At 67.9% G+C, this 26,585-nt stretch carries 25 protein-coding genes; 19 read left to right on the top strand and 6 right to left on the bottom strand.

The window, feature by feature from the left end; all coding sequences use genetic code 11:
* Nucleotides 1–6 precede the first annotated feature (6 nt).
* The 3 genes from ACQPYH_RS43345 to ACQPYH_RS43335 are packed head-to-tail and all read left to right on the top strand — an operon-like array spanning nt 7 to nt 3,988.
* Complete coding sequence (locus ACQPYH_RS43345; RefSeq protein ID WP_432884169.1) at nt 7–750, top strand: SDR family NAD(P)-dependent oxidoreductase; 744 nt, start codon at nt 7–9, stop codon at nt 748–750.
* Nucleotides 747–1,961: an enolase C-terminal domain-like protein gene (locus ACQPYH_RS43340; protein WP_432884167.1), complete on the top strand. Its 1,215-nt coding sequence runs from the start codon at nt 747–749 to the stop codon at nt 1,959–1,961. Before ACQPYH_RS43345 ends, ACQPYH_RS43340 begins: the two co-directional genes overlap by 4 nt.
* Nucleotides 1,958–3,988, top strand: a complete 2,031-nt coding sequence (locus ACQPYH_RS43335; RefSeq protein ID WP_432884165.1) for a hypothetical protein — start codon at nt 1,958–1,960, stop codon at nt 3,986–3,988. The genes ACQPYH_RS43340 and ACQPYH_RS43335 overlap by 4 nt, the downstream gene beginning before the upstream one ends.
* 1 nt (nt 3,989) lies before the next feature.
* Here the strand turns inward: ACQPYH_RS43335 and ACQPYH_RS43330 are convergent, their stop codons facing one another.
* Nucleotides 3,990–4,658, bottom strand: a complete 669-nt coding sequence (locus tag ACQPYH_RS43330) for a GntR family transcriptional regulator (protein WP_432884162.1) — start codon at nt 4,656–4,658, stop codon at nt 3,990–3,992.
* A gap of 173 nt (nt 4,659–4,831) precedes the next feature.
* On the opposite strand from ACQPYH_RS43330, the gene ACQPYH_RS43325 reads away from it, so the two are divergent.
* The 3 genes from ACQPYH_RS43325 to ACQPYH_RS43315 are packed head-to-tail and all read left to right on the top strand — an operon-like array spanning nt 4,832 to nt 7,707.
* A complete protein-coding gene (locus ACQPYH_RS43325) occupies nt 4,832–6,448 on the top strand; it encodes a phage tail tip lysozyme (protein ID WP_432884159.1) in 1,617 nt (538 codons plus the stop codon).
* A gap of 21 nt (nt 6,449–6,469) precedes the next feature.
* Nucleotides 6,470–7,084 carry a PEGA domain-containing protein gene (locus ACQPYH_RS43320; protein ID WP_432884156.1) on the top strand — a complete coding sequence of 205 codons (615 nt, stop codon included), beginning with the start codon at nt 6,470–6,472 and terminating at the stop codon, nt 7,082–7,084.
* Nucleotides 7,085–7,143: 59 nt separating this feature from the next.
* Nucleotides 7,144–7,707 (top strand): hypothetical protein, encoded by a 564-nt coding sequence (locus ACQPYH_RS43315; RefSeq protein WP_432884153.1) that lies wholly within the window; start codon nt 7,144–7,146, stop codon nt 7,705–7,707.
* Here ACQPYH_RS43315 and ACQPYH_RS43310 read toward each other — a convergent pair.
* Nucleotides 7,690–8,562, bottom strand: coding sequence for a dimethylarginine dimethylaminohydrolase family protein (locus tag ACQPYH_RS43310; protein ID WP_432884151.1), 873 nt, complete (start codon nt 8,560–8,562; stop codon nt 7,690–7,692). The genes ACQPYH_RS43315 and ACQPYH_RS43310 overlap by 18 nt on opposite strands.
* A gap of 172 nt (nt 8,563–8,734) precedes the next feature.
* Between ACQPYH_RS43310 and hisC the strand changes: the two genes are divergently transcribed.
* Both hisC and ACQPYH_RS43300 read left to right on the top strand, forming a co-directional pair.
* Entirely contained in the window at nt 8,735–9,814 is a 1,080-nt protein-coding gene (gene hisC, locus ACQPYH_RS43305; RefSeq protein WP_432884150.1) for a histidinol-phosphate transaminase, read from the top strand.
* Nucleotides 9,811–10,518, top strand: a complete 708-nt coding sequence (locus ACQPYH_RS43300; RefSeq protein ID WP_432884147.1) for an SDR family NAD(P)-dependent oxidoreductase — start codon at nt 9,811–9,813, stop codon at nt 10,516–10,518. The genes hisC and ACQPYH_RS43300 overlap by 4 nt, the downstream gene beginning before the upstream one ends.
* 337 nt (nt 10,519–10,855) lie before the next feature.
* Here the strand turns inward: ACQPYH_RS43300 and ACQPYH_RS43295 are convergent, their stop codons facing one another.
* Both ACQPYH_RS43295 and ACQPYH_RS43290 read right to left on the bottom strand, forming a co-directional pair.
* On the bottom strand, nt 10,856–11,449 hold the full coding sequence (locus ACQPYH_RS43295; RefSeq protein ID WP_432884145.1) for a hypothetical protein: 594 nt from the start codon (nt 11,447–11,449) through the stop codon (nt 10,856–10,858).
* Between the two features lie 495 nt (nt 11,450–11,944).
* The gene (locus ACQPYH_RS43290; RefSeq protein ID WP_432884143.1) at nt 11,945–12,919 is read right to left on the bottom strand and encodes an EamA family transporter; all 975 of its coding nucleotides are present in this window, start codon (nt 12,917–12,919) and stop codon (nt 11,945–11,947) included.
* A 135-nt stretch (nt 12,920–13,054) separates the two neighbouring features.
* Here ACQPYH_RS43290 and ACQPYH_RS43285 point away from each other — a divergent pair, with 135 nt between their 5' ends.
* The 6 genes from ACQPYH_RS43285 to ACQPYH_RS43260 all read left to right on the top strand — a co-directional run bounded on the left by ACQPYH_RS43285 (nt 13,055) and on the right by ACQPYH_RS43260 (nt 18,724).
* Entirely contained in the window at nt 13,055–13,186 is a 132-nt protein-coding gene (locus tag ACQPYH_RS43285; protein ID WP_432884140.1) for a hypothetical protein, read from the top strand.
* Between the two features lie 332 nt (nt 13,187–13,518).
* The gene (gene pdhA / locus ACQPYH_RS43280) at nt 13,519–14,682 is read left to right on the top strand and encodes a pyruvate dehydrogenase (acetyl-transferring) E1 component subunit alpha (RefSeq protein WP_432884138.1); all 1,164 of its coding nucleotides are present in this window, start codon (nt 13,519–13,521) and stop codon (nt 14,680–14,682) included.
* A gap of 3 nt (nt 14,683–14,685) precedes the next feature.
* Nucleotides 14,686–15,663 carry an alpha-ketoacid dehydrogenase subunit beta gene (locus tag ACQPYH_RS43275; protein ID WP_432884135.1) on the top strand — a complete coding sequence of 326 codons (978 nt, stop codon included), beginning with the start codon at nt 14,686–14,688 and terminating at the stop codon, nt 15,661–15,663.
* Nucleotides 15,663–17,156: a dihydrolipoamide acetyltransferase family protein gene (locus ACQPYH_RS43270; protein WP_432884132.1), complete on the top strand. Its 1,494-nt coding sequence runs from the start codon at nt 15,663–15,665 to the stop codon at nt 17,154–17,156. The genes ACQPYH_RS43275 and ACQPYH_RS43270 overlap by 1 nt, the downstream gene beginning before the upstream one ends.
* Nucleotides 17,157–17,354: 198 nt before the next feature.
* The gene (locus ACQPYH_RS43265; protein WP_432884130.1) at nt 17,355–17,783 is read left to right on the top strand and encodes a MerR family transcriptional regulator; all 429 of its coding nucleotides are present in this window, start codon (nt 17,355–17,357) and stop codon (nt 17,781–17,783) included.
* Entirely contained in the window at nt 17,780–18,724 is a 945-nt protein-coding gene (locus tag ACQPYH_RS43260; RefSeq protein WP_432884127.1) for an NAD-dependent epimerase/dehydratase family protein, read from the top strand. The genes ACQPYH_RS43265 and ACQPYH_RS43260 overlap by 4 nt, the downstream gene beginning before the upstream one ends.
* On the opposite strand, the gene ACQPYH_RS43255 is transcribed toward ACQPYH_RS43260, so the two are convergent.
* Nucleotides 18,704–19,669: a hypothetical protein gene (locus ACQPYH_RS43255; RefSeq protein WP_432884124.1), complete on the bottom strand. Its 966-nt coding sequence runs from the start codon at nt 19,667–19,669 to the stop codon at nt 18,704–18,706. The genes ACQPYH_RS43260 and ACQPYH_RS43255 overlap by 21 nt on opposite strands.
* Nucleotides 19,670–19,802: 133 nt before the next feature.
* On the opposite strand from ACQPYH_RS43255, the gene ACQPYH_RS43250 reads away from it, so the two are divergent.
* On the top strand, nt 19,803–20,633 hold the full coding sequence (locus ACQPYH_RS43250) for an EamA family transporter (RefSeq protein ID WP_432884122.1): 831 nt from the start codon (nt 19,803–19,805) through the stop codon (nt 20,631–20,633).
* Nucleotides 20,634–20,919: 286 nt separating this feature from the next.
* Here the strand turns inward: ACQPYH_RS43250 and ACQPYH_RS43245 are convergent, their stop codons facing one another.
* Nucleotides 20,920–22,356 (bottom strand): S8 family peptidase, encoded by a 1,437-nt coding sequence (locus ACQPYH_RS43245; protein WP_432884120.1) that lies wholly within the window; start codon nt 22,354–22,356, stop codon nt 20,920–20,922.
* Between the two features lie 284 nt (nt 22,357–22,640).
* Between ACQPYH_RS43245 and ACQPYH_RS43240 the strand changes: the two genes are divergently transcribed.
* The 4 genes from ACQPYH_RS43240 to ACQPYH_RS43225 all read left to right on the top strand — a co-directional run bounded on the left by ACQPYH_RS43240 (nt 22,641) and on the right by ACQPYH_RS43225 (nt 26,580).
* Nucleotides 22,641–23,369, top strand: a complete 729-nt coding sequence (locus ACQPYH_RS43240; RefSeq protein WP_432884117.1) for a GntR family transcriptional regulator — start codon at nt 22,641–22,643, stop codon at nt 23,367–23,369.
* Nucleotides 23,366–24,682: an MFS transporter gene (locus ACQPYH_RS43235; protein ID WP_432884114.1), complete on the top strand. Its 1,317-nt coding sequence runs from the start codon at nt 23,366–23,368 to the stop codon at nt 24,680–24,682. The genes ACQPYH_RS43240 and ACQPYH_RS43235 overlap by 4 nt, the downstream gene beginning before the upstream one ends.
* Before the next feature lie 96 nt (nt 24,683–24,778).
* On the top strand, nt 24,779–25,768 hold the full coding sequence (locus ACQPYH_RS43230; RefSeq protein WP_432884111.1) for an ATP-binding cassette domain-containing protein: 990 nt from the start codon (nt 24,779–24,781) through the stop codon (nt 25,766–25,768).
* A complete protein-coding gene (locus tag ACQPYH_RS43225) occupies nt 25,765–26,580 on the top strand; it encodes an ABC transporter permease (RefSeq protein ID WP_130442855.1) in 816 nt (271 codons plus the stop codon). Before ACQPYH_RS43230 ends, ACQPYH_RS43225 begins: the two co-directional genes overlap by 4 nt.
* Nucleotides 26,581–26,585: the final 5 nt, after the last annotated feature.

Here is a 26,585-nt window from a genome sequence, read left to right as displayed (position 1 = left end):
ACGTATATGAGTCGCACAGTCGTCGTCACCGGCGGGGCCGCCGGTATCGGACGAGGTGCCGTAGAACGCTTCTTGGCCGCTGGTGACCGCGTAGTTGTGCTTGATCGCAGTGTCGAATCCCTGGATGAGCGGGTGACCGGGGTCCAGGTGGATGTTTCGGACCGGGCTGCGCTCGCGTCTGTCGCGGAGGAGCTCGGCGCGGTGGATGTGCTCGTGTGTGCGGCGGGTGTCCAGCGCTACGGGACTGTGGTTGATACGCCCTGGAACGTGTACGACGACGTGATGGCGGTGAACGTTGGCGGCGTCTTCTTCGCCTGCCAGGCGTTCGTGCCGAAGTTGCCGCGCGGGGGAAGCGTCGTGGTGGTCGCCTCCGTGCAGGCGTATGCGGCGCAGAAGGGGGTCGCGGCGTACTCGATGGGGAAGGGCGCACTGCTCAGCCTCGTGCGGGCGATGGCTGTGGACCACGCCGAGGAAGGGATCCGGGTGAACGCGGTCTGTCCGGGGTCCGTGGACACGCCGATGCTGCGGACCTCCGCAGCCCAGTTCGGTGGCGGGCGGTCGACGGATGACGTGGTTGCCGAATGGGGGCGATCGCATCCGCTCGGTCGCGTCGCGACTCCGGGAGAAGTTGCCGAGGTCATCTATTTCCTGTCGTCGCCGGCCGCGTCGTTCATGACCGGTGCGGACGTCAAGGTGGACGGCGGGCTGACCGCCGGCCTCCCCGTCGTACTGCCGGAGGACGCGAAGTGAAGATCGTCGACGTACGCGCGACCACGGTCACGATGCCGCTCGAGGCGCCGCTACGGCACAGCAACGGGGCGCACTGGGGACGCTTCGTACGGACCGTGGTGGAGGTCGAGGCCGACAACGGACTGATCGGGCTGGGCGAGATGGGCGGCGGCGGGCAAAGCGCGGAGGCCGCCGTCGCCGGGCTCAAGCCTTACCTGCTCGGGCACGATCCGGCGCGCACGGAGGCGTTGCGCTGGATGCTCGCCAACCCGACGGCGAGCCTGTACAACAACCGCACTCAGTTGCTTGCGGCAATCGAATTCGCTTGTCTGGATCTGCAGGGTCGCGAGCTCGGCGTACCCGTCCACGAGCTGCTCGGCGGCAAGGTGCGGGACACGGTGCCGTTCGCGAGCTACCTGTTCTTCCGGCACCCGAACGATGACGGCACCGGCGAGATCCGGACCGCTTCGCAACTGGTGGAGCATGCTCGCGCGCTGGTCGACGAGCACGGGTTCAGTGTGCACAAGCTGAAGGGCGGCGTGTTCCCGCCGGACTACGAGCGCGAGTGCTTTCGTGCGCTGGCCGAGGCGTTTCCCGGGCATCGCGTGCGGTTCGACCCGAACGGCGCGTTCAGCGTCGAAGAGGCGATCCGGTTCGCGCGGGGCATCGAGGACCTCGACAACGACTACCTCGAGGACCCGACGTGGGGCCTGAACGGGATGCGCCGCGTTCGCGAGAACACGCCGATCCCGCTCGCCACCAACACCGTGGTCGTGAACTTCGAGCAGCTCGCGGCCAACGTGCGTGATCCAGCGGTCGACGTGATCCTGCTCGACACGACGTTCTGGGGCGGGATCCGGCCGTGCATCAAGGCGGCCGGCGTCTGCGAGACCTTCCAGCTCGGCGTCGCTGTGCACTCGTCGGGCGAGCTGGGCATTCAGCTGGCAACGATGCTTCAGCTCGGCGCCGTCGTACCGAACCTCTCATTCGCGGCGGACGCGCACTACCACCATCTGCGTGACGACATCATTGCCGGCGGCAAGCTTCCGTACGTCGACGGCGCGATCGCCGTGCCGGATGCGCCCGGGCTCGGCGTCGAGCTGGACCGCGACAAGCTGGCGGAGTACGCCGAACTGTTCCGCGAGCTCGGCCCCTATCCGTACGACCGCGATCCGGCGCGCCCGGACTGGTACCCCCTGCTCCCGAACACCGATTGGGCCGACCCCTCATGATTCCTCGCAGTGCCGACCTGGCCAGCGATGTCCTTACGCACACGTATGACGACATGTTCAACCCGCCCGGGCTGACGAACTTCCTGGGTACGGCGCAGGTCGACCATGACGTCGTGGCGATCCGCAGCGTGAACTTCCCGCCGTACTCGCACGGCGACACGATCACCGCCCAGCTGTACGTCGACGGGCGGCTGGCACGCTCGTACGGCGGAACGGTGGAGGTGGTGTGGCGGCCGGACTGCGTCGTACGGTCCACTACCGTCGACGGTCTGCATGTCCGCACCACTACCGCCTGCGCTCCAGGCCGCCCGGCCGTCGTCGTACAGCTGGAGGTGTCTGGGACGCCGGGCCGGTCCGTCCAGCTGGGGTTCGCGCTGGAGAGCACTGCAACCCGCTCGTCGGCTGGCTGGTTGCGTCCGGAGCCGCCGTCCGAGCCGAACACGCTCCGGGTTGTCGATGGGCGAGTGGTCGGCACAGGTGAGTCCGAATCGGCTGTGAGCATGCAAGGTGTTGATGTGCCCAGCACTGTGGATCGGGCGATGCTCGAAGCGAGCCTGGTGCTGGATGACTCCGGTGAGGCGCGGCTGTCGTATGTGCATGTGCTGACGGGGTCGTTGGAGGAGGCTGCGGAGCACTTTGACGTCTGCGTGGCCGACGTACCTGCGGTGATCGCGGTGGCGGAGAGCGTGTGGGATGTGGCGATTGCGGACGCTTTCGACCCGTCCAGCGACGGCTTCAGCGGGTCTCTGCCTGTGCTGGAGACGTCGAACGAGGCGCTGCAGAAGCTGTACTGGTGGGGCGTACTCGGGGTCATCTGGTTCCGGCGGGACAATCCGGCCAGTGTGGTCGGGCGGACCTACGACACGTTGATGCCGCGGTACTGGCAGACGACGACGTTCATCTGGGACTACAGCCTCTCGTCGTTGACGCATGCGCTGCTGGACCCGGAGCCGATGCGCAAGCACATCGAGCACTGGATCGACCTCGACATCCACGAGCACTTCGGCACCGAGTGGCTGACCGGCGGACCGGTCGGGCAGTGGTACTCGGTGAACGACTTCGCGATGACCCGGCTGGTGCGTGACTACGTGCGCTTCACCGGCGACGAGACGTTCCTGGACACCACGGTCGGTCCGAAGGCAGTCGGTGAGCACGTGCACGACTGGGCGACCGCCTGGCGCGGTCTGCGTGGCGAGCACGCGCTGGCTGACTACGGCGGCATCGACAACCTGCTGGAGTGCGTGAGCAGCTACGTCCACGAGGTCGCCAGCTTCAACGCTGCGAACGTCTGGTGCATGCGCGTCGCCGCTGAGATCGCAGACCGCTCCGGCGACTCCGACCGTGCCGCGTTGCTGCGCAAGGAGGCGTCAGCGCAGGCCAGCCACGTCAACGAGCTGTACGTCGAGGGCAAGGGTTTCTGGCACGCCCGGCAACCAGACGGGTCGCTGGTACCGGTACGGCACTGCTACGACTTCAACCTGATCGGTACGACGATGCCGGACGACCTGTCCGAGTCGCAGTGCGCCGAGATGGTGTCGTTCTTCCAGCATGAGCTGCAGACACCGACGTGGATGCGCGCGCTCTCGCCGTACGACGCTGATGCTGCGTTCAGCGTCCGGCCTGACCACCAATGGAACGGTGCGTACCCGGCGTGGCCGGCGGATGCGGGTCGTGCGCTCTTCGCACTCGGCCGCGGCGACGTACTGCTCGACTGGCTGCCCGGTCTGGCAAAGTCAGCCAACCAGGGTCCGTGCGGGCAGGCGCACTTCGTGGAGGAGGCGCAGCCGGCGATGGCCGGTGGAGCGGCGAAGTCCCCACCGCAGTTCCCGTACCTGATCGACTGGTCCTGCTCGTCGTCCGGCGCGTGGGTCAGCCTGGTCCTGGAGGGCATCTTCGGCATCGAGGTAGCCCTCGACGGCACCGTCACGGCCAACCCACAGGTCGCCGAGCTGGACCCGAACGCCCGGCTGACCGGTCTCCGAGTCGGTTCGCGGACGTACGACGTGACGGCCGACGGACTGGTCTGACTCAGCCTGGTGGCATGGCGATGGCTTCCAGGAGCGACTCCTGGGCGCCTTCGAGGTGACGGCGGAGCTCGTCGACGCACTCGTCGAGCTCGCCGCGCTCGAGCAGGCGGATCAGCTTGCGGTGGGACGCGACCTGTTGGCGCGCGTCCTGCCGCAGGGCATCCACCCGGGCGAGCGCGAGTCGTGCCTCGCCGGTGATCGAGTCCGCGGTGGCGATCAGCCGCTCGCTGCCGGTCAGCGCGACCAGACTGCGGTGGATCGCGAGGTGGGTCTCGGTCAACGCCTCCGGGTCGGCGCCGTCCTTCGCAGTCGTGGCGAACACCCGCATCGCCTCGCGGACCCGCTCCCGAGCTGCCTCGTCCGCGTCGAACCACGCCCGGATCCCGGCTGACTCCAGCACGAACCGGGCCCGGCAGATGTCCGCCACAGCCTCGGGATGCAGGATCGCGACGCTGACGCCTTTGTTCGGCTCGCGGACCGCGAGGCCCTCGGTGACCAGCATCGTCATCGCTTCGCGGATCGTGCTCCGGGCGACCCCCAGCGCCTCGGCGAGCGGCTGCTCGCGCAGCGGCGTACCGGGCTCGAGGTCGCCGGCGAACAGCGCGGCGCGCAGCGCGTCGACCACCCGGTCCACCGTGGTCGAGCGGTCCACCCGCAGCCGTTCGTACATGGTGTGATTCTCGTCCAGACCCGGTCCGTTGTCGCGCTCGCCCCGCCCCGGCGGCCCGGCCTGTGGATAACTCCCGACACGATGACCCGGTTTTCGGGCACCATCTTCCTCAAGTGGCCGCCCCTCTTCGCGGACCGGCGCGGGAGTCCACTCGAGTGAGCGAGGAGCACAACGTGGGAGACAGCAAAGTGCTGCCGATCCTCGGCGCGATCGGGCTGATCCTGCTGCTCCCGTTGTTGATCGTCCTGATGATGCTGCTCGGCGTCCTGGGCGGGATGGACACGGCCGAGGCGCAGTGCGCCCAGCAGGCCACGGAGCAGAGCCTGTTCGCCTACCCGACCGACTCGCAGAAGATCGACGTCGACTGGACCGACCCGCTGTCCGTCGCCCCGCACCAGGGCTACGACTTCAAGGTCGACGAGGGCAGCAAGGTCTACGCCTCCCAGGACGGCAAGGTCGTCAAGGCCGACGGCGGCGAGGTCCGGATCCGGCGCGAGGACGTCGAGACCCGGACGAAGTACCTCAAGACCATCAGCGTGGCGCTGAACGCCGACGTCAAGCGCGGCGACGTGATCGGCACCTCCGGCGCCGGCGACGAGATCGCGCCCGGTCTGGTCGGCCCGCACATCCACTGGGAGATGTGGGTCAACAAGGCCGAGAAGAAGGACGATCCCGCCGACTGGGAGACGCAGAAGCCGGACAAGAACCCGTTCGAGCTCGATACCTCCGACTCCGGCGACAGCGGCTGCTCCTGCCTCAACGGCGACCTCAGCGGAGCGAACAATCAGCAGAAGGCCTTCAACTTCTTCGTCCAGAACGGGTACACGAAGGAGCAGGCCGCCGGCATCGTCGGCAACATGATCAGCGAGTCCAGCGTCGAGCCGGGCCGCAAGCAGGGCACCGCCCCCGGCACCGTGACCAAGCCGGCCGACGTGCTCGGATACTCGGGTGGTTGGGGCATCGTCCAATGGACGCCGGCCAGCAAGATGATCAACCCGTCCCGCGATGCGGGGGTCGGCGACGACGTCATCGGCTCGCTGGCCTACCAGTTGGACTTCCTGCACAAGCAGTTGCTCGGCAAGCCGCCGCTGTCGGAGAAGACCGCGGGTGACGCGGTCAAGGCCGCCACCACGGTCGACGCGGCCGCGATCGCGTTCGGCGGCCAGTTCGAGCGGTTCCAAGGCTACGAGAACCCGAACAACCCGCGGTACGCCGAGCGTAAGGCGAACGCCGAGCACGTGCTGAACACCTTCGGCGGATCGGCCCCGGCGGCCGGCAAGGGTGGCGACGCCAGCGGCTGCGGTGCCGGCAGCGGCAATATCGCCGAGGTCGCGAAGAACCTGGCCTGGCCAGACAGCGGGCACGACGGCACCGACGCGAGCCTTGCCAAGCCGGAGTTCGTCGAGGCGATGAAGAAGTACAACGACGGCGGCAGCGGCCAGACTCCGTACAGTGACTGCGGACGGTTCGTCGCGACGGTGATGCACATGAGCGGCGCCGACCCGAAGTACCCGAACGTGGGCACCGACGTGCAACGCACGTGGCTCGAGTCCTCGGGGAAGTACGACTCGTGGCACGGCGACCCACCGGGCGGGATGAAACCGGGTGACATCCTGAACGGTCCCGGCCACACGTACCTGTACGTCGGCCCGTGGGGCAAGGAGGGCGGCGGGTACAACGCGGCGTCCGGCTCGCTCGGTGACCACGTGCCGGAGGCCGGCCACCTGTACGGCGTCGGCGGGCAGTTCACTGTCTACCGGCTGAAGAGCGCGCCGGTACCGAAGGACTGAGGAAAGGAACGGGAGCAGCTGATGCTGGAGGAGAACCGGCGGCCGTTGTTTATCGGCGTGGTCGCGCTGGCGGTCGTCGTCGTGCTGGTCGGCGGCATCCTGCTGTTCCGCGGCGGCTCGCAGACCAGCCTCAGCGTGGAGTCCATCCCGAACGACCTGACGCTGAAGCTGGACGGCCACGAGATCCCCGCGAACGGCGAGGTCAAGGTGAAGGCCGGCCAGCACACGCTCGATGGTCAGCGCCGGGGCTTCGAGGACTACTCGATAACGTTCACCGCCGAGGGCGATCGGCAGGCCGTGAAGATGTACCTCTACGCCAACAGCGCCGAGGGCCGCGAGTGGGCCAAGAACAACCCCGGCGAGGAACTGAAGCTCGAGGCCGAGGCCGGCCGGCAGTACGACCAGACCCAGGCCAGGCTCAAGCAGAAGTACCCGATCCTCGGCCAGCTCCCGTATGTCGGCGACGGCTTCGAGGCCACCTACACGAAGTCCAAGTCCGACCCCACCAACCCCGAGGCGATCTCGGTCGTCATCGAGGTCTACGGCCCCCAGGGCAAAGAAAAAGCCAACCAATGGATCCAAGGCTATGGCTGGGACCCGGCCACCCTCGACCTGATCTGGACCACCGGCAAGTAGAACAAGAGCTTCTCGCGGCGGGGTGGACCCGCTGCGGCGTCGGCGACTGGGCGATTGCTTTGCAGTCCCCGGACGGTACGGCGGTCGCGCGGATCAGCCCGTTCGACCCAGCCGGCCCGTACGTCGCCGCGTTCTACCGCGAGGCGTCGTGCACCCGACAGGTCCCGGTGTTGTTTGCCCACCATCGTCTGACCGGCGGCGGCGACCTCCAACTGATGGAGCCCCTCCAGCCGGTCCCTTCAGACGACGCCGCCGCATTCCACGATGCGATTGCTGCCCGAGTACCGGAGGTCGCCGACCTCGTCGACGTGGTGCACCGCGTCCACGAGCGCGCCCAGGCCGAGCTGCCCTGGTGCGGACCGCTGGACGACAACCCGGACAACGTCATGAGGACCGCCGACGGAAGACTGGTCATCGCAGACCTGTTCTCCGCCGACGGTCCGAAGCTCTACGCGACCGCCGTCTCGGACCCGGATCTCGTCGTCGCCCGGATCCCTGAGGCCGAGCGGCGGTTCATGACCGAGATCCCGCTCGCCAACACCGGATCCTGGGAGCCGGCGGTGCGGGAATCGATGCGTGCTGGGCTTGCGGCTGCCGACGCGCGCTCAGGCCGGCAGGAGTAGTTCACCGCCCGGGGTGGTGATGTCGGCCAGCGGGAAGTCCAGCGGGTTGGTCAGGCAGCGGGCTGAGCCGCCGCCCTTGTGGAACTCGGAAAGGTCCAGGACAACCACTCGCAGGCCCCGGTCGGTGAAGATCGCGCGAAGGCGCGGTGAGCAGGCGGGCATGATGATCGTCTCGTTCACCACGATGGAGTTTGCGGTGAAGGCGAAGGCCTCGTCGTCGGTCAGCACGATCGGGTCGGGGACGATGCCGGAGAGCTCGGCCTGGCTGGCGGCGTCGAACGCCGGCGGGTAGACCATCGCGTGCGTGCTGTCCACCGGGCAGAACGGCAGGTCCAGGTGGTACATGCCTTCGTGCGCGATCCGCAGCCCGCGGACACGGATATTCCACCCGGTCGCGAGGTGCTTGAGCGCGTCGGCCTCGGTGCGCGGACCGTACCCGACGACGAGACTGTCGCCGAACACGAACGCATCCCCGGACTCGAAGTGCGGTCCGACGCCTTCGCCGCCGGTCCGGTCCAGCTGGAACCCCTGCTCGGTGAACCACTCCGCGGCGCTCAGTGACTCCTTGCGGCGCGGCTCGAAGCGCATGTGCGAGAGCATCGCGCGTCCGTCCGCGGCCGCCAGCCCGAGGTTCATCGCGTACACCATGTCGGGGGAGTCCTGGCGCTGCGCCAGTACCTCGACCTCGCCGCCGGCATCCACGATCGCCTGCCGCAGCGCGTCCCACTGCTTCAGCGTCAGCGCCGGGTCCGGCTGGTCCTGGGTCGACATGTACGGGTTGATCACGTAGTCGATCCGGAAGTGGTCCGGCCGGACCATCAGATAGCGACGACCCCACTCCAGCGGCTGCCCCATGAACACCCTCCCTGACCCGATGAGATCCAGTGTCAGCTGTGCCTCATTGAATATGGCCTGATTGTCCGACAATCAGTCAGTTTGAGGCTCGACGTACCCGGAGTCAAACGGTGTGCGCGAGGTCGCTCGAAGGAGGGTGGTTCCGGCGTGAGGTAAGGACTAACCTGCGGGCATGACCCCTGACAACGAGGTTCGCTTTCGCGCCTGCCTGGACGACGTCGCGGCTTACAAGCCGGGCCGTCCGCCGGCGCGCACCGACGGCCGGCCGACGTACAAGTTGTCCAGCAACGAGAACCCGTACCCGCCGCTCCCGGGTGTGCTCGCCGCCGCGACCGAGGCCGCGGCCCAGATGAACCGCTACCCGGACATGGGCTGCGTCGAGCTGCTCGAGGCGCTCTCGGCCCGCTTCGGCGTACCGGTCAGCGATCTCGCGGTCGGGACCGGATCGGTCGCGCTGCTCTACCACCTGCTGCAGGCCACGGTCTCGGAGGGTGACGAGGTCGTCTACGCCTGGCGCTCGTTCGAGGCGTACCCGATCGCGGTCCAGCTGACCGGCGCCACGTCGGTCCAGGTGCCGCTGACCGCCGACGCCCGCCACGACTTCAAGGCGATGGAGGCGGCGATCACCGACCGCACCAGGGTCGTGCTGGTCTGTACGCCGAACAACCCGACCGGCCCCGTCGTACGCCGGGACGAGCTGATCGCGTTCCTGGACGCCGTACCGTCGAACGTCTTGGTCGTGGTGGATGAGGCGTACCGCGAGTTCGTCCGGGAGACCGAGGTCGTCGACGGCGTCGAGCTGTACCGCGAGCGGCCGAACGTGCTGGTGCTGCGGACGTTCTCGAAGGCGTACGGGCTGGCGGGGTTCCGGGTCGGGTATGCGATCGGACACCCGGAGGTGGTCGGCGCGATCCGGAAGTGCGCGCTGCCGTTCGGCGTCAGCTACGTCGCGCAGGCGGCGGCGATCGCGTCCCTTGCTGTTGAGGAAGAGCTGCTCGAGCGGGTCGACGCGCTGGTCGTCGAGCGGGCCCGGGTCGTTGAGGCGCTGCGTGGCGCCGGTTGGGACGTTCCTGAGTCGGAGACCAACTTCGTCTGGCTCGAGCTCGGTGATGAGACTTTGACGTTCGCTGAAGCCGTGCAGGCCGAGGGTGTCTCCGTCCGTCCGTTCCCCGGCGACGGCGTCCGCGTCACCATCGGCGAGTCCGAAGCCAACGACCTCTTCCTCGGCGTCGCCCGCGCTTGGCGCCAGTGACCGCGCTCGTCTGGATCTCCGGAGCATCGGCCGGGATCGGCGCCGCCCTCGCCGCGGCGGTGCCGTTCCCGGACGCCCGCGTCATCGACATCTCCCGTCGAGGCGGTACGCCGAACCACCTGCGGGCCGACCTCTCCAACCCCGCCGACTGGGCTGTCGTCGAAGAGCACTTCACGAAAGAACTAGCCGCGTACGACGGCGACCACGCGATCTTCATCCACAACGCCGGCACGATCACCCCGATCGGCCCCGCGGCTTCTGCTGATCCTTCCGCGTACACCCGTGCGGTCCTGCTCAACTCCGCTTCGCCGCAGGTCCTGGGCGCCGCCTTCCTCCGCGCCTCCGCCCACCTCACCTGCGAACGCCACCTGATCCTCCTGTCCTCCGGAGCAGCCAAAACGGCGTACGCCGGCTGGTCCTCGTACAACGCCGGGAAAGCCGCCGTAGAACACTGGGTCCGCACCGTCGGCCAAGAACAACCCCCCAACTCCCACGTCCTCGCCGTAGCCCCCGGCGTAGTAGACACCGCCATGCAGTCCGAAATCCGCGCCACAGACGAAGCCGACTTCCCTTCAGTGGCTCGCTTCCACGCCCTAAAGCAGTCCGGCTCCCTCGCCACCCCCGAATCAGCCGCGACCGGCATCTGGTCCCTCCTAACCCGCTCCCTCCCCAACGGCTCCTGCATAGACCTCCGCCACCTGTAACCACCGGGGTCGAGCCTGCCTGCGCAGTCCCACGCGCGGTCGAACCCACTCGGTCCCACCTGCGGTTGTGCTTGCGCAGGCACGCGCGGGCTCACGCATTCCCTGCCACCACGATCCGCTGCATGCGGGATGACCAGCTAGCTGTTACCCGCGAGCGCCAGCGAGCGACCGTCCGGCGGCTGCGTAGCACGCGTGGGTGGATCACCTGGACATAAAAGAGCGGCGCCGGGAGGAGTGAGGCTTGCTCCCGGCGCCGCGGTTGTTGCGTGTTGCGCCGAATCAGTCAACCCACCGAGGTGGCTGGTTCGGGTCCTGCATCATCACTGACCAGGGAGGGTCAGTTGTTCTGCTCGTTGCTCTGCTCGCAGGTCTTCAGCGAGTCGATGGAGTTGCCATCGTTGTCGAAGCCGAGGATGCCGGTCGGGTTCGTCAGCGGAACGGTGCCGCCGATGCCCGTGGCGTCGACCTCGTTGTGGCAGACCTGCCACGGACCGACCTTGTTGTCGCTCACCGAGACAACGCCGTTGCCGTCGGCCTTGTACCACTTGCGGTTCTGCTCGTTGTTCTGCTCGCAGGTCTTGACGGCGGTGATGCTGTTGCCGTCGTTGCCCCAGCCGATGATGCCGGTGATGTCGTTCGCCGGCACGGTGCCGCCGATGCCGGTGCCGGCACCGAAGTTGTGGCAGGCCTGGACCGCACCGAGGTCGTTGCGGTCAAGGGCGACCAGCGAGCCGTCCTTGTGCATGCCCCACCAGCGAGCGTGGCCGTTGTCGTAGCCCTTGCTGGCCGCCGACGCCGCGTCGGCCAGGCCGGAGTCCTGAGCCTTCTTCTGCGCGTCGTCCAGAACGTTGGCGCTCACCATGGTGGCCAGGCCCAGGGTGGCGACGGTCGCCACTGCCGCAGCCGCGACGATCTTGCGAGTTACCTGCATTATGCCAGGTTTCCTTTCGGGTTTGACGGATTCGTCTTAGTGCTAACGACACCTGGCAGCGCCGGTTACAAACTTTTTCGTCAGCTTTTTTGGCCATAGGCGGGAACATAGCCGACCGGTGATGAGTTCCCTGACAAAACAATCAATCCTGTGCTGACCAGGCAACTTACCAGCAACGGCACGGTCGGAAGAGCGAGCGGAAGTTGATACAGAAGCACCCGTAACCGAGGTCATGGTGCGTCGTTGAGTCAGCGCGGGTGACGGATGCCCGGTGAATCGGGAGATTGTTTCGGTGGGCTCGGTGGTCGCCGAATTGGCAATAGCACGATCCGCCGGAATATCGTTGGAACCATTGCCGAGTTTCGCGCCGTGTTTTTTCGGGGCAGGGTGCGACCGGCGTCAGACCCGCTGCCGCGCGCATCGGCAGCGGTGGGAGACCCGGGTCCCTTGTGGGCCCGGGTCTTTCCTCTTACTACGTCGCCCGCGAGTACGACGTCACTTCCGCCGGCGCTCCGACGTGACCACCAGCGCGACACCCACGATGATCACCGCGCCGCCGAGCAGGATCTGCCACGTCAGGCTCTCGCTCAGGATCAGCCACCCTAAGAACACAGCCACCGCCGGGTTCACGTACGCATACGTCCCCACCAGCGAGATCGGCGCGTTCGCAAGAAGATACGAGTACGCCGTGTACGCGAGCAGCGATCCGAACACGACCAGGTACGCCATCCCGATCCACCCCGACCCGTCCACGCGGTCAAGGTGCAGCCGCGCCGGCTCGCCCCGCAGTACGCCGAGCAGCACCATCGCCGTACCGCCGAAGACCATCTCGTAGAGCGCGGTCACCAGCGGATCCCGCGGCAGGCCGAGCCGGGGAGCGAACCGCGAACCGATCGCCCAGCAGATCGTGCCGACCACGAGGATCGCGACCGACAGCGGCTTCGCGCTCGTGTTGCCACCTGACAACGCAAGCAGGGCCGCCCCGCCGAACCCGATCAGTACGCCGACCCACGTCATCGCGCGCGGCCGCTCACCGCCACCCACTCGCAGCAACATCAGCCACAACGGAATCGCCGCGACGAGCAGCGCGGCCAACCCGGACGGGACCGTCTGCTCCGCGATCGCCACCGCACCGTTGCCAAAGGCAAGCAGCAGTACGCCGACCGTCGCCGCGCCGATCGCCTCCTGCCGAGTGATCCGCAGCCGCTTCCACCCGGACTTGAGGGCCAGGCCCGTCGCCATAAGTACTGCCGCGGTCAGGAAGCGCGTCGCCATCCCCAGCATCGGCGGGATCTCAGCGTCGACGACCACCCGGATCGCCAGGTACGTCGAACCCCAGACGATGTACACGACCGTGAGCGCGGTCCAGATCATCGCGCCGGAGGCCGGGCGGGAACCGGTCTCGACCACTGTGGCCGGAGCGGAGGCGGCCATCCGATCCTCCTCGAGGGTGTCAGGGGTGTCATGCATTAACGATGCTTACGCTATGACTCGCCGATCCGCCGCGCAAGGCGGTATCCGGCCAGCAATCCACTGTTTCCCGCCAGGCCATCGGCACCGGGCAGGGTGCGCCTACTGCCGTGATCGTGAGGAGAACGAAGGGCGGTGACCACTGAGCCGCTCGGAGCGCGGTTCCCGCACGGGTTGTTTGCCGTACATGACGGAGATAACACTCCGGGTGACGGCGACCGTGAGGGCACGAACTTCAAGCTGGTCCGGCTGGAGAAACTGCCCTGATCGAGACTAAGTTGTGACACATGCTGTCGATGCGCCGGGTATCTGTAATATGAGCGCTGGGATGGGACCAGTGAGTGGACTGGTGTCTCATCCTGAGACCGTTTTCGGTACCGCCGTACCCGCCGGAGTCCAGACAGTTAGCGGATCAGGCACCTGGTCGGTACGGTGTCCGGCAAGATGGGAGTGAGACCGGTGAGGAGGTCCACTGCCAGCAGTGCATCAACCCCTGGAATCACGCGGACCAGCCTGCGAAAGCCTCATCCGGCGAAACGGGCCGGCCCCGTGCAACGTTGCGGTCGCGGCGATCCCGCGCTCGAACCCGAGGAGTGCATGTGAGTGAGTCGGTGCCGGGCCCTGCCCCGGAAGTGTTCGCGCCCCACGAGGCGCCGGTCAGTCCGCCCCAGGCCTCCGAGGAGGTCGAGTTCGTCCAGCTGCTGACGCCCGAAGGCGAGCGCGTCGAGCACCCGGACTACTCGTTCGATCTCGACGACGAGGCGGTCAAGGGCTTCTACCGGGACATGGTCCTGGTCCGCCGGATCGACGCCGAGGCGACCGCCCTGCAGCGCCAGGGCGAGCTCGGGCTGTGGGCGTCCCTGCTCGGTCAGGAGGCCGCGCAGATCGGCTCCGGCCGGGCGTTGAACGACAGGGACATGGTCTTCCCGACGTACCGCGAGCACGGTGTCGCGTGGTGCCAGGGCGTCGACCCGCTGCGGCTGCTCGGCCTGTTCCGCGGCGTCGACCAGGGCGGCTGGGACCCCAAGGACAACAACTTCCACCTGTACACGATCGTGATCGGCGCCCAGACGCTGCACGCGACCGGGTACGCGATGGGTCAGCAGCGCGACCACGCGGTCGGCGACCCCGACAACGGCGAGGCGACGATCGCGTACTTCGGTGACGGCGCCAGCAGCCAGGGTGACGTCAACGAGGCGTTCATCTGGTCCTCGGTCTTCAACGCGCCGGTGGTCTTCTTCTGCCAGAACAACCAGTGGGCGATCTCGGAGCCGATCGACCGGCAGACCCGGATCCCGCTGTACCAGCGCGCCGCCGGCTTCGGCTTCCCCGGCGTCCGCGTCGACGGCAACGACGTGCTCGCGACGTACGCCGTCACGCAGCAGGCACTCAAGCGCGCCCGCGAAGGCAGCGGACCGACGCTGATCGAGGCGTACACGTACCGGATGGGCGCCCACACCACGTCCGACGACCCGACGAAGTACCGGCTCAACGAGGACCTCGAGCACTGGAAGCTCAAGGACCCGATCGAGCGGGTGCACGCCTACCTGGCCCGGCATACCGGGGTCGACCACGACTTCTTCGACGAGATCGAGGCCGAGGCGGACAAGATCGCCGCTGTACTGCGGGCGGGCTGCCTCGCGCTGCCGGACCCGGTGATGACCGACTTCTTCCAGCACGTGTACGTCGAGGAGACGCCGCAGCTCGCCGAGCAGCGGGACCAGTTCGCCGCGTACGCCGCGTCGTTCGAAGGCGAGGGCTGAGCGATGACCAAGATCACTCTCGGCAAGGCCATCAACGCGGGCCTGCGGGCCGCGATGGAGAAGGACCCGAAGGTCGTCGTCATGGGCGAGGACATCGGCAAGCTCGGCGGCGTCTTCCGCGTCACCGAGGGCCTGCAGAAGGACTTCGGCGAGGACCGCGTCATCGACACCCCGCTGGCCGAGTCCGGCATCATCGGCACCGCGGTCGGCCTGGCGCTGCGCGGGTACCGGCCGGTCTGCGAGATCCAGTTCGACGGATTCGTGTTCCCGGCGTACGACCAGATCATCAACCAGGTCGCGAAGATGCACTACCGCTCCGAGGGCCGGATCAAGATGCCGGTCGTCATCCGGATCCCGTACGGCGGGGGCATCGGCGCGGTCGAGCACCACTCCGAGTCGCCGGAGACGCTGTTCGCGCACGTGCCCGGGCTCAAGGTCGTCTCGTGCGGCGACCCGGTGGACGCGTACTGGATGATCCAGCAGGCGATCTCGTCCGACGACCCGGTCGTGTTCTTCGAGCCGAAGCGCCGGTACCACGAGAAGGCGGAGCTGGACGAGTCCGTGCCGCCCGTGCAGCCGCTGCACCAGGCGAAGGTGGTCCGGGAGGGCACCGACGCGACCCTGTTCTGCTACGGCCCGATGGTGAAGACCTGCCTGCAGGCGGCCGAAGCCGCGGTCGAGGACGGACGCAACCTCGAGGTAGTGGACCTGCGGACGATCGCGCCGCTGGACCTCGCGACGATCTTCGCCTCGGTCAAGAAGACCCGGCGAGCGCTGGTGGTGCACGAGGCACCGCTCTCGCTCGGCACCGGATCTGAGATCGCGGCGCGGGTGACCGAGGAGTGCTTCTATCACCTTGAGGCTCCCGTACTGCGCGTGACCGGGTACGACACGCCTTACCCGCCGTCGCGGATGGAAGACGACTACCTGCCGGACCTGGACCGGGTGCTGGACGGCGTCGACCGCGTGATGGGGTACTGATGGGCATCCAGCAGTTCCGCCTCCCCGACGTCGGTGAGGGGCTGGTCGAGGCCGAGATCGTCAGCTGGAAGGTCAAGCCCGGCGACACGGTCAAGCTCAACGACACCATCGTGGAGATCGAGACCGCGAAGTCGCTGGTCGAGTTGCCGGTGCCGTTTGCCGGCGTGATCACCGAGCTGTTGGTGCCGGAGGGCGAGACGGTTCCGGTCGGTACGCCGATCATCTCGGTCCAGACCGAGTCCGCCGACGAAGAAGCCCTCGCCGACGACATGGTCCCGACCATCCCCGAACCAGCAGACGGCGGCCGCACCGCGGTCCTCGTCGGCTACGGCCCCAAAACCACCGAAGCCAAACGCCGAGCCCGCAAGCCGGCCGCAGCCCCCGCCAGCTCGGCGCCGGCTCCAGCTGCTGCGCCGGCTGCCTCCGCAGGTGCCACGCCTTCGGCGTACGCCGGTTCGCTCGGCTCCACCCACACGCCCCAGGCGGCGGCAGCGGTTGCCGCCTCTACCTCCACCCCGGCGCCGCAGGCGCCGGCGACTGCCGGTGATGTTGCCGGAGGCAACGGCGTTCCGGCGGTCAGCTCCACCTCCAGCCCGGTGCCGGAGGCGCCGGTCGGCGGGTCTGTGCATGTGCTGGCCAAGCCGCCGGTTCGTAAGCTGGCGAAGGATCTGGGGATTGATCTGGCTGCGGTGACCGCGAGTGGGCCGGGTGGGATCATCACCCGGGCTGATGTCGAGGGTCATGTGGCGGCTCCGGCTGAACCGGCGTACGAAGCTGCACCTGTGGTGAGTGCACAGGGCGACACCCGCGTGCCGGTGAAGGGTGTGCAGAAGGTGATGGCGCAGGCGATGGTTGCCAGTGCGTTCACCGCGCCGCATGTGACCGAGTGGATCACCGTCGACGTCAGCGCCACGATGGAGCTGGTCGAGCGGTTGAAGGCCGACAAGGCGTTCCGCGACCTCCGGGTCTCGCCGCTGCTCATCGTCGCAAAGGCAGTCACGCTCGCGGCCCGTCGTACGCCGATCATCAACGCGGCGTGGGACGAGCAGGCGCAGGAGATCGTGTACAAGGGCGCGGTCAACCTCGGCATCGCCGCGGCCACCCCGCGCGGGCTGATCGTCCCGAACATCAAGGGCGCCGACTCGCTCACCCTGCCCGACCTGTGCAAGTCGCTGAACGACCTGGTCGCCATCGCCCGTGAGGGCAAGACGCAACCGGCGGACCAGGCCGGCGGCTCGTTCACGATCACCAACGTCGGCGTGTTCGGCGTCGACGCCGGTACGCCGATCATCAACCCGGGCGAGGCCGCGATCCTCGCGTTCGGCGCGGTCCGCAAGCAGCCGTGGGTGGTGGACGACGAGATCGTCCCGCGCTGGATCACCACACTCGCACTGTCCTTCGACCATCGCCTGATCGACGGCGAGAAGGGCTCGATCTTCCTCTCCGACGTAGCAAGCATCCTCGAGGACCCAGCCCGCGCGCTGATGTTCTGAGCAGCACCTCCGCAGAGGCCCGGGTGGACAACCACCCGGGCCTCTGTCTGTGGGCGGACCCCAGGCACCGACCAACGCCCGCCTGACCGGGTGTGCCGAACGCCGACTGAGCGTGAGCTCGGGTCGAGCGCACTGGTTGGTCAGTGCCACAGGTCCGGGGTTTGACCTCAAGCGCTTGAGGTGTGTGACCGTGGCGGCATGACGGTTTTCACCATTCAGGAAGTCTCCCGGCGGAGCGGCTTGAGCGAGCCGACGCTGCGGTACTACGAGGACGCCGGGCTGGTCGGTCCGATCGACCGCGACGCGCAGAGCGGTCATCGCCGCTACCGGGACGCGGACGTGGACACGCTCGAGGCGCTCGCTTGTCTGCGAGCTGCCGGCGTCGGAATCGGCGATATGCGCACGTACCTGGCCAACCGGATTCGCGGTCGCGAGGCCGCGGCCGAGCAGCGCGATCTGCTGCTGCGGCACGCGGAGCGGATCGAGGCGGAGATCACCGCCCAGCGGGTGCGGCTTGAGTACCTCCGCGAGAAGGCCGCGCTCTGGGACGCCCGCGACCGCGGCGACGCGACCGCCGAGGCCGCGACGATCGAGCGCCTCATCGGCGTGGTGGAGGTACTGCGATGATCCTGGTCACCGGAGGTTCGGGGTACTTAGGCACCCACCTGATCGCGTTGCTCCTTCGCGAGGGGCACGAGGTTCGTACGACGGTCCGCTCGACGACCCGGAACGCCGAACTGCGTGCCGCCGTACGCCGAGGTGGTGCGGACGATGGGGGATTGGAGATCGTCACCGCGGACCTCCTGTCCGACGACGGCTGGCCTGCCGCGGTCGCGGGCTGTTCGGAGATTCATCACGTCGCGTCGCCGATCCCGTTCACGCAGCCGGAAGATCCCGACGAGCTGATCGTCCCGGCACGCGAGGGAACGCTGCGGGTACTGCGGGCAGCGCGTGACGCCGGCGCGCGGCGCGTCGTACTGACGTCATCGTTCGCGGCCGTCGGGTACACACCCAAGCCGAGTGCGGAGTTCACCGAGGACGATTGGACGGATCCCGATACGCCCGGCCTCGCGCCGTACCCGCGCTCGAAGGCGATCGCCGAGCGGGCCGCGTGGGACCTGATGCGCGACGCCGACACGGAGTTGGTGGTCGTGAACCCGACCGGGATCTTCGGCCCGACGCTCACCGCGGACCTGCGTTCGTCGACGCAGCTGATCAAGCTGATGCTCGACGGCACGATGACTGTTGCGCCGCGAGCGCGCTTCGGCGTGGTCGACGTACGCGATGTCGCCGAACTGCATCTTCGAGCGATGGCCGCACCCGATGCCGCAGGCAAGCGTTTCCTTGCCGTAGCCAACGGTCCGACTGTCAGCTTCCTCGAGATCGCCGAAATCCTCGGCCCACCAGCCCCCACCGAAGAAGCGCCGGGTCCCGACCTACCTCGCCCGATCATCCACAACGACCGAGCCCGAACCGAGCTCGACTGGCAACCCCGCGACCTCAAAACCACCATCCTCGAAACCGCCGAAAGTCTCCGGGATCTCGGCCTAGTTCCAGGCGTCCTCTGAACGCCACCGCCACCCAGCCATCGAAGGACGGCCGCGCTTGCCGACCACCATGCAATGGAAGGTCGCCGACCAACTACGTGGTCGCGCTCGAAGCGTCCGGACCACCTCGCCGGCGACGTCTTCAGGTGATCGTCCGGGCAGCTGGAACCGCAGGAACACCTGGAACTCCTCGGCCGGGGCAAACAGCGCCACGAGGAACTTGTCCGGATCCCGATGATCCGCCGCGGCCCAGCTCAACTCGAGCCCGGCACTGCCGAGCACGTCGCGATCTACGTCCTCGACCACCAGCCGTGACGCTGTGTCGACCGGCTGCTGCCAGCTGCGGTCCGCGGCGAGCTGTTCGATCGCGGCGTCGTACGCCGTGGCCTCGAAGGAAACCCCGTGATCGAGCGGCGCATCGACGTACCAGTCCCAGTGCACAGCATCGCCGTCGCGGGTGATCTCGGCCTCGGTCGAGCCGCAGCCCGGTTCGCCGCAGGTGCACCGGGCAACTAGAACCCGCCGCGGCTCCGTCGTCGCGACGAGTTGGTTCGCCGGGACGACCAGGTCGAACGGGTGCATGCCCATTCCGGCCCCGGCCTCGGTGATCTCGACGCCGTTGACGTAGATGAGTACCTCGTACGAGCGCTCCAGCTCGCGTGCCGGGACGATCGCGAAGCGCAGCTCGTCTGTGGGCAGCCGGGCGTACGTCGTACCGTCCTGCGTCACCTTCTGGCCGGGTGAGTCGCGGGTCGAACGCGGGATCGACAGCTCGGCGAGCGAGGTCCACAGGAGCCGGCGGAGGTCCTTCGAGCGGGTCGAATGAGGCGCGCCGGCCAGCTCGCGCAGTGCGGGGGAGTCGAGGCCTTCGACCAGGAAGCGGGTGGCGACGTCGATCAGGCCGGCCGCGTCCGACGTACGGCGGGCGGCTGCGTCGTAGAAACGCTGCTCGAGGGAGACGTCCACTGGACCATCATCCTTGGTCAGCGGCATGCCGACCACGTACGCACCCGCGGGCCTTCGCGATCTGGGCGGCGAGGCGGTCTGCGGCTGGCATAATCCGGCTGCCTTCTTGGATGGGCGGTGAGAGGCTGGGGCGGTGCTGGTCATCTTTGTGGTCCTGGGGGCGGCGGTTCTGCACGCCACCTGGAACGCGATGGCGCATGGGGCGCCGGATCGGGTCGCGGGGCTGGCGCTGTTCGAGCTCGCGGCCGGGGTGATCGGGCTCGTCGCCATCCTGCTGACCGGTCTGCCGCCGGCTGGCACGTGGGGATACATCGTCGCGTCGGCGCTGCTGCACCTTGCTTATCTGGGTGGGTTGCTGGCGTCGTACCAGCTGGGTCAGTTCAGCCAGATGTATCCGCTCGCCCGCGGTACGTCGCCGTGGGTCGTCGCTGTCGTGTCGATCGTCGTACTGCACCAGCATCTGGCCGTGATCGAGCTGGCCGGCGTACTGCTGATCTCGGCCGGGCTGATCGGCCTCGTGTTCATCGGCCGCCCCGGCCGCCGTCAACTGCCGGCGCTGCTCGCCGCGTTTGGCACCGGCTTGATGATCGCGTCGTACACGGTCGTCGACGGGGTCGCCGTCCACAAGATGCCCGTCGCCACCTACATGGGCTGGGTCTTCATGCTCCAAGGCTTCGCGGTCCCGCTTGCCGTCGTGCTGTGGCGCGGTCCACAAGCGTTCAATCTGCCGAAACCCGCGATCTTCTCGGGCCTGTTCGGCGGCGTCGTCTCCATGGCCGCCTACGGCCTGGTCCTCTGGGCCCAAACCCGAGGCACCCTCGCCGCGATCGCCGCCCTCCGCGAAACCAGCATCATCTTCGGAGCCCTCATAGGCACCCTCTTCTTCAATGAACGCTTCGGCCCCAAACGAGCCACAGCCGCAGCTGTAGTAGTAGCCGGCATCGTCCTAATCACCCTCGGCTAGACCTGCAGCCGGCCCGGAGGTCCGCTCCTCGACTGCGGGACGTCGGTTCCGTGACCGGCTAAGGATCAACTGGAGATACCCGCTGGGGACCGTGGACAAGCTATTGCATGTCCACAGTCCCCGCCGCCTATTCACAGTCCGGCAGTTTGGCGTGCTGCGCGCACACGAACCTGGCTAGAGCGGGTCCGGACGAGGCGTGGGTGGGCGGCACCCGCGGGGGCTGGCCAGCTTCCCCCGGTACCGGTGAATGAGTGGGGGTCCCGGGCGGTGGACCCCCACTCGGCTTTTAGCGGTGGACGGCGTCTAGGGCGTCGGCTATTCCTTCGCCGTAGAAGGCGTTGTTGGCGGTGGTGCCGGTGCAGCGGGGGTCGGGGGTGGTGGGGCAGGCGGTGTCGTCGGCCTCGCGTTGGAGGGCTCGCTCGAGGTCGCGCGGGCCCCACCACGGGTGGGTGGATTTGAGGAGGGCGGCGATACCGGTGACGTGCGGCGAGGCCATCGACGTACCGCTCATCAGGCCGTAGCCGCCGCCGGGCAGTGTGGACAGGATCGAGCTGCCAGGTGCCGCGACGTCGATCTTGTGCAGGCCGAAGTTCGAGAAGCTGCTCTTCACGCGCAACTGGGTCGTGCTGGCGACGGTGATCACGCCGGGGAGCTCGGTCGGCATGTCGAGGCAGTCGTTGTTGATCGTCCGGCTGACCGGGGTCGAGTCGTTCGGGCTGGTGGTGTCGGTGGTCTTGTTGGCCAGGTCGTAGTTCGAGTTGCCGGCTGCGGCGACGGACAGCGTCCCGCGGTCAGCGGCCCACGCGTACGCGCGCCGTACTGCTTCCTGCACCGCGCCCTGGTCGCCGTTGTCCTTGCACCAGAACTGGAACGGGTCGATGAAGTAGCTGTGGTTCGTCACGTCCATGTGGTGCTCGGCGGCCCACACGATCCCGCAGATCGAGTACTCCGGGTAGATGAAGCCGGCGTCGTTCACGACCTTGACCGACGCGATCCGCACACCCGGCGCGACACCGACGATGCCGATCCCGTTCCGCGCGGCGGCGACGGTGCCGGCGACGTGCGTGCCGTGGGGGCTGGTCGTCGGCCGCCAGATGCCCGGCGTCTGATCCGGTACGCCGTTCTTCACGCAGCTGACCGAGTCGCGCGCGTCGAAGTTCGGCGCGAGGTCGGGGTGGGTGTCGTCCACGCCGCTGTCGTTGATGCCGACCAGCACGCGCCGCGAGCCGTCGGTCACGTTGTGGGCCTGGTCCGCCTTGATCTGGACCATGTCCCACTGCGAGCCCTCTTGCGGATCGAGCACCGGCGTCGCCGTGGTCTCGTCAACCGAGCCAACCGAGCCAACTGAGCCGACAGAGCTCAACCCGCCCGCCGCCCCCTCACTGACGGCGGCGGTCCGCGTAGCGCCGACGGACTGCACCTCGCGCCCGTTGCGTCCGGCGCGCACGTCGACCTTGAAGTTCGCGTTGGTCGACTGCGCGACCACCACTCCGAACTCCCGGTACGACGAGAGCACCGTCCCACCGGCGTCTTTGACCGCGTCCTCGACCTTCCGGACGTGTCCGGGCGAGGCCTTGGTGTTGATCACGTAGTTCATCAGTGGCCCGGGCGTGGGGTCGTCGAGCGGTGCGGCATACGCCGTGGCGGCGCTGAGGGACGTCAGCGCCAGCGTGGCCGCGGCCAGGCCGGCGGACACCCGGCGGGGACGGGGAATTCGGGACACGCTGCCTCCTCGGGGCGGGGCCCGGGCGGACGGGCCCGGGCCGTATCCGGCGACTCTAGAGCGGATTCCGGACCGAGGGAGTTCCTCATCCACAACGCAGGGGAAACCCTGCATTCGTCACTACCGAGAGTCCATCAGTTCACGCTCAGTTGCCCACATGCTGTGGATCTGCCTGTGGATAACTCGTGGACAAGCTGGGGAATAACCGGCGTCGGCGGTGGATTAGCTGTGTGTGTAAGATAGATACAACAGAGATACCAGTCGTATGGGTGGGGAGTTCAGTGGTGAGCGGGGCGCCGGAGCCGGCGAAAGAAGCGTTGATCCTGGGAGACGAGACCGCGGAGATCGCCCGGGTGGTGGTCGAGGCCGCGCCGGGGGTGGAGAAGATCCCCGCGGCCGAGCGCGTGTACGCGTACGTGAAGGCAGCGATCCTGGATCGCGCTTACCCGGGCGGTGCGCTGCTGACCGAGGGCGAGCTCGCCACCGCGGTCGGAGTCTCCCGTACGCCGGTCCGCGAGGCCCTGCTCCGCCTGGAGGAATCCGGGCTGGTCAAGCTGTACCCGAAGAAGGGCGCGCTGGTCCTGCCAGTGCTCCCGCAGGAGATCGAGGACGTCCTCGAGGCCCGCGAGCTGCTTGAGACGCACGCCGCCGCCAAGGTGTGGCCGCGACGCAAGCAACTGATCGAGCGGCTGACCCAGCGCGTCGACGAGATGCGCGCGCACCGCAAGGCGGGCGACGCGAAGAGCTTCCTGGAGGCCGACCGGGCCTTCCACGAGGCCATCGTCGGTGCCGCCGGCAACGAAATCCTCGCCAAGCTCTACAACAGTCTGCGTGACCGTCAGGTCCGGATGGGCGTGCCCGGTATCGAGGTGCAGCCGGCCCGGATGGACAAGTCGATCACCGCGCACCAGGAGATGATCGACGCGCTCGGCGGCAACAGCGTCAAGCGGTTCCGTGAGCTCGTCGTCGCGCATATCGCCGAAGCTGCCAATGATCTGCGGGGCACTCGGTGACCGAACTCCTCTTCCCCCTGGGCGGTCGGCGAGCCTGGGCGGTGTGGACCACTGCTGTCCTGACGTACCTCGTTACGGTGCTGCACCGCGGCTCGATGAGCGTGGCCGGCCTGCAGGCCGCCGAGCGCTTCCACATCTCCGCATCCGCGCTGGCCAGCTTCACCGTCGTACAGCTCACTGTGTACGCCGCTATGCAGGTGCCCGTCGGCATCCTGCTCGATCGGTACGGCTCCAAGCGCTTGCTGATCGCTGCGTCCGGACTGCTGTTCGTAGCGCAGTCCGCGTTCAGCCTGGTCGATTCGTACCCCGCTGCGCTCGCTGCACGCGCAGTACTGGGTGTTGGCGACGCACTGGTGTTCATCAGCGTGCTGCGCGTGGTCATGTCCTGGTTCCCCGCGCTGCGGCAGCCAGTGATGTCACAGGCGACCGGAATGCTCGGCGGGCTCGGAGCGATCATGTCGACCGTTCCGATGGCTGCTGCCTTCCATGCGTTCGGTTGGACGCCCACGTTCGCCGGTGCGAGCGTGCTGAGCCTTGTGGCCGGCGTACTGGTGCTGTTCCTCATCAAGGACACGCCGTACGACGAACCGCTCCGCCGGGCGAAGCAGCCGCTCCACGAGGTCAAGAAGAACCTGCGTCGCGCCTGGCAGGAGCCGGGCACCCGGCTGGGCCTGTGGACGCACTTCACCACCAGCTTCTCCGGCAGCACGTTCGGACTGCTCTGGGGCTACCCGTTCCTCGTCCAGGGTCAGGGCCTCGCGCCGACGACCGCTGCGGCGATGCTGATCCTCCCTGTGCTCGCTGGACTCTGTTATGGCCCGCTGGTCGGGCGGTACGCCGCGAGGTTCCCGTTCTACCGGTCGTGGATCGTGCTGGCGGTGATCGCGGGCTCGGTGCTGATGTGGACCGTCGTACTGCTCTGGCCGGGCCGTGCGCCGATGCCGGTGCTCCTGCTGCTGATCGTCGTACAGGCTGCTGGTGGTCCCGGGTCGATGCTCGGACTGGACTACGCGCGGACGTTCAACCCCGCGACCCGGTTCGGTGCGGCCAACGGGATGGTCAACACCGGTGGTTTCATCGCCACGCTGCTCTGTATCGGCATGGTGGGCATCCTGCTCGACACCTCGTCCGGTGGGGCGCCGCAGACGATCGACGACTTCAAGTTCGCGCTGGCGTTCCAGTACGTGCTGTGGGCGATCGGGACGCGGCAGATCCTCAAGTACCGGCGCAAGGCGCGCGGTCACCTGGCCCGGTACAACCCGGAGGCGTACCAGGCGCTGCTGGCCAACCAGATCGTTCCGCTGAAGGGCTGAGACAGCGCGCTGGCACGGGGTGTCAGGGAAGTGCCAGGTCGGTGACAGGGCACCAAGCCAAGGTATTCCCAGTGAAGTAGTCCACTGGGAGGAACCATGACCACAACGAACCAGGTCGCCATCGAGGCGGTCGGTCTGGTCAAAAAATATGGCAACACGACCGCGCTTGCCGGCGTCGACCTGAGCGTGCCCACCGGCACGGTCCTCGGAGTCCTCGGCCCGAACGGCGCCGGCAAGACGACCGCGGTCCGCATTCTCGGCACCCTGCTCCGGCCCGACGCCGGCCACGCGACGGTCGGCGGGTACGACGTCGTACGGGAGGCCGGCAAGGTCCGCAGCATCATCGGGCTGACCGGACAGTACGCCTCGGTCGACGAGGACATGTCCGGCCGGCGCAACCTGATCATGATCGGCCGGCTGCTCGGGTTCTCCCGGGAGCAGTCCCGGGTCCGCGCGGACCAGCTGCTCGAGCGGTTCGAGCTGATCGAAGCGGGTGAGCGGATCGCGAAGACGTACTCCGGCGGTATGCGCCGCCGGCTCGACCTGGCCGCGAGCCTGGTCGGCAACCCGAGCATCCTGTACCTGGACGAGCCCACCACCGGCCTCGACCCGCACGCCCGCAACGGCGTGTGGGAGACGATCCGCAACCTGGTCCTCGACGGCACCACGGTCCTGCTCACCACGCAGTACCTGGAGGAGGCCGATGCGCTGGCCGACTCGATCGTGGTGTTCGACAAGGGCTCTGTCGTCGCCTCCGGGCGTCCGGCCGAGCTGAAGGCCCAGGCGGGCAAGCAGTCGCTGGACGTCCGCCCGGCCGAGCCCGCGCACATCGAGCGGGTCGCCGCGATCGTCGCGGAGTCCACCGGTACGCGTCCGAACGTCGACGTGGTGAACGCCCTCGTCAGCGTTCCGGTGAGCGACGGCTCGTCGATGCCGGTCGTCGTACGGCGGCTGGACGAGGCCGGGATCGCTGTCACCGAGCTGTCGCTGCGGCTGCCCAGCCTGGACGAGGTCTTCCTCGCCCTGACCGGTCACACCGCCGAAGAGAAGACGTCCGACGCCGTACTGGAAGGAGCGGGTCGATGACCACCGCAACGCTTGAACCTCCTGCGCACCTGGCCCGCCGATCACGGCCGTTCGCCTGGGTGCAGCAGAGCCTGACACTGGCCTGGCGCAACATCGTCCGGATCCGGCAGAACCCGGAAGCCCTGGCGGACGTGACGTTCCAGCCGATCATCTTCCTGGCGCTGTTCCTGTTCGTCTTCGGCGGCGCGATCGCCGGAGGCGGCGGCTGGCGCGGCTACCTACCGGTGCTGCTGCCCGGCCTGCTGGTGCAGACCGTGGTGTTCGCGACGATGGGCACCGGGGTCGGTCTGAACGACGACTTCGCCAAGGGCGTGTTCGACCGGTTCCGCAGCTTGCCGATCGCGCGGATCTCGCCGCTGATCGGCGCCGTCCTCGGTGACGCGGTCCGCTACTCGCTGTCGATCGTGATCCTGATGACGAGCGGATTCGTGCTCGGCTTCCGCTTCCACAACGGCGTCGGCAACGGCCTGCTCGCCATGCTGATCGTGCTGCTGTTCGCGCTGTCGATGTGCTGGATCTGGGTCTGGCTCGGCCTGACCATGAAGACCGCCCAAGGCGTCCAGGGCATCGCCTTCCTGGTGATGTTCCCGCTGACCTTCGGCAGCAACATCTTCGTCCCGACCAGCACGCTGCCGGGTTTCCTGCAGGCCTTCACGAAGGTCAGTCCGATCACGTACCTGGTCGACACCGAACGCGCCCTGATGGGTGGCGGCGCACTCCAGAAGCCGTTGCTGATCACGCTGGCCTGGATGGTCGGTCTGGTCGCGGTCTTCGCCCCGCTGGCGATCCGCGCGTACCGCCGCCGTACCTGAAATCT

The sequence above is a fragment of the Kribbella sp. CA-245084 genome, assembly GCF_050942355.1.
Lineage (GTDB): Bacteria > Actinomycetota > Actinomycetes > Propionibacteriales > Kribbellaceae > Kribbella.
The sequence above is the reverse complement of the archived record's forward strand: the minus strand, read 5'-3'. Positions and strand labels throughout refer to the sequence as shown.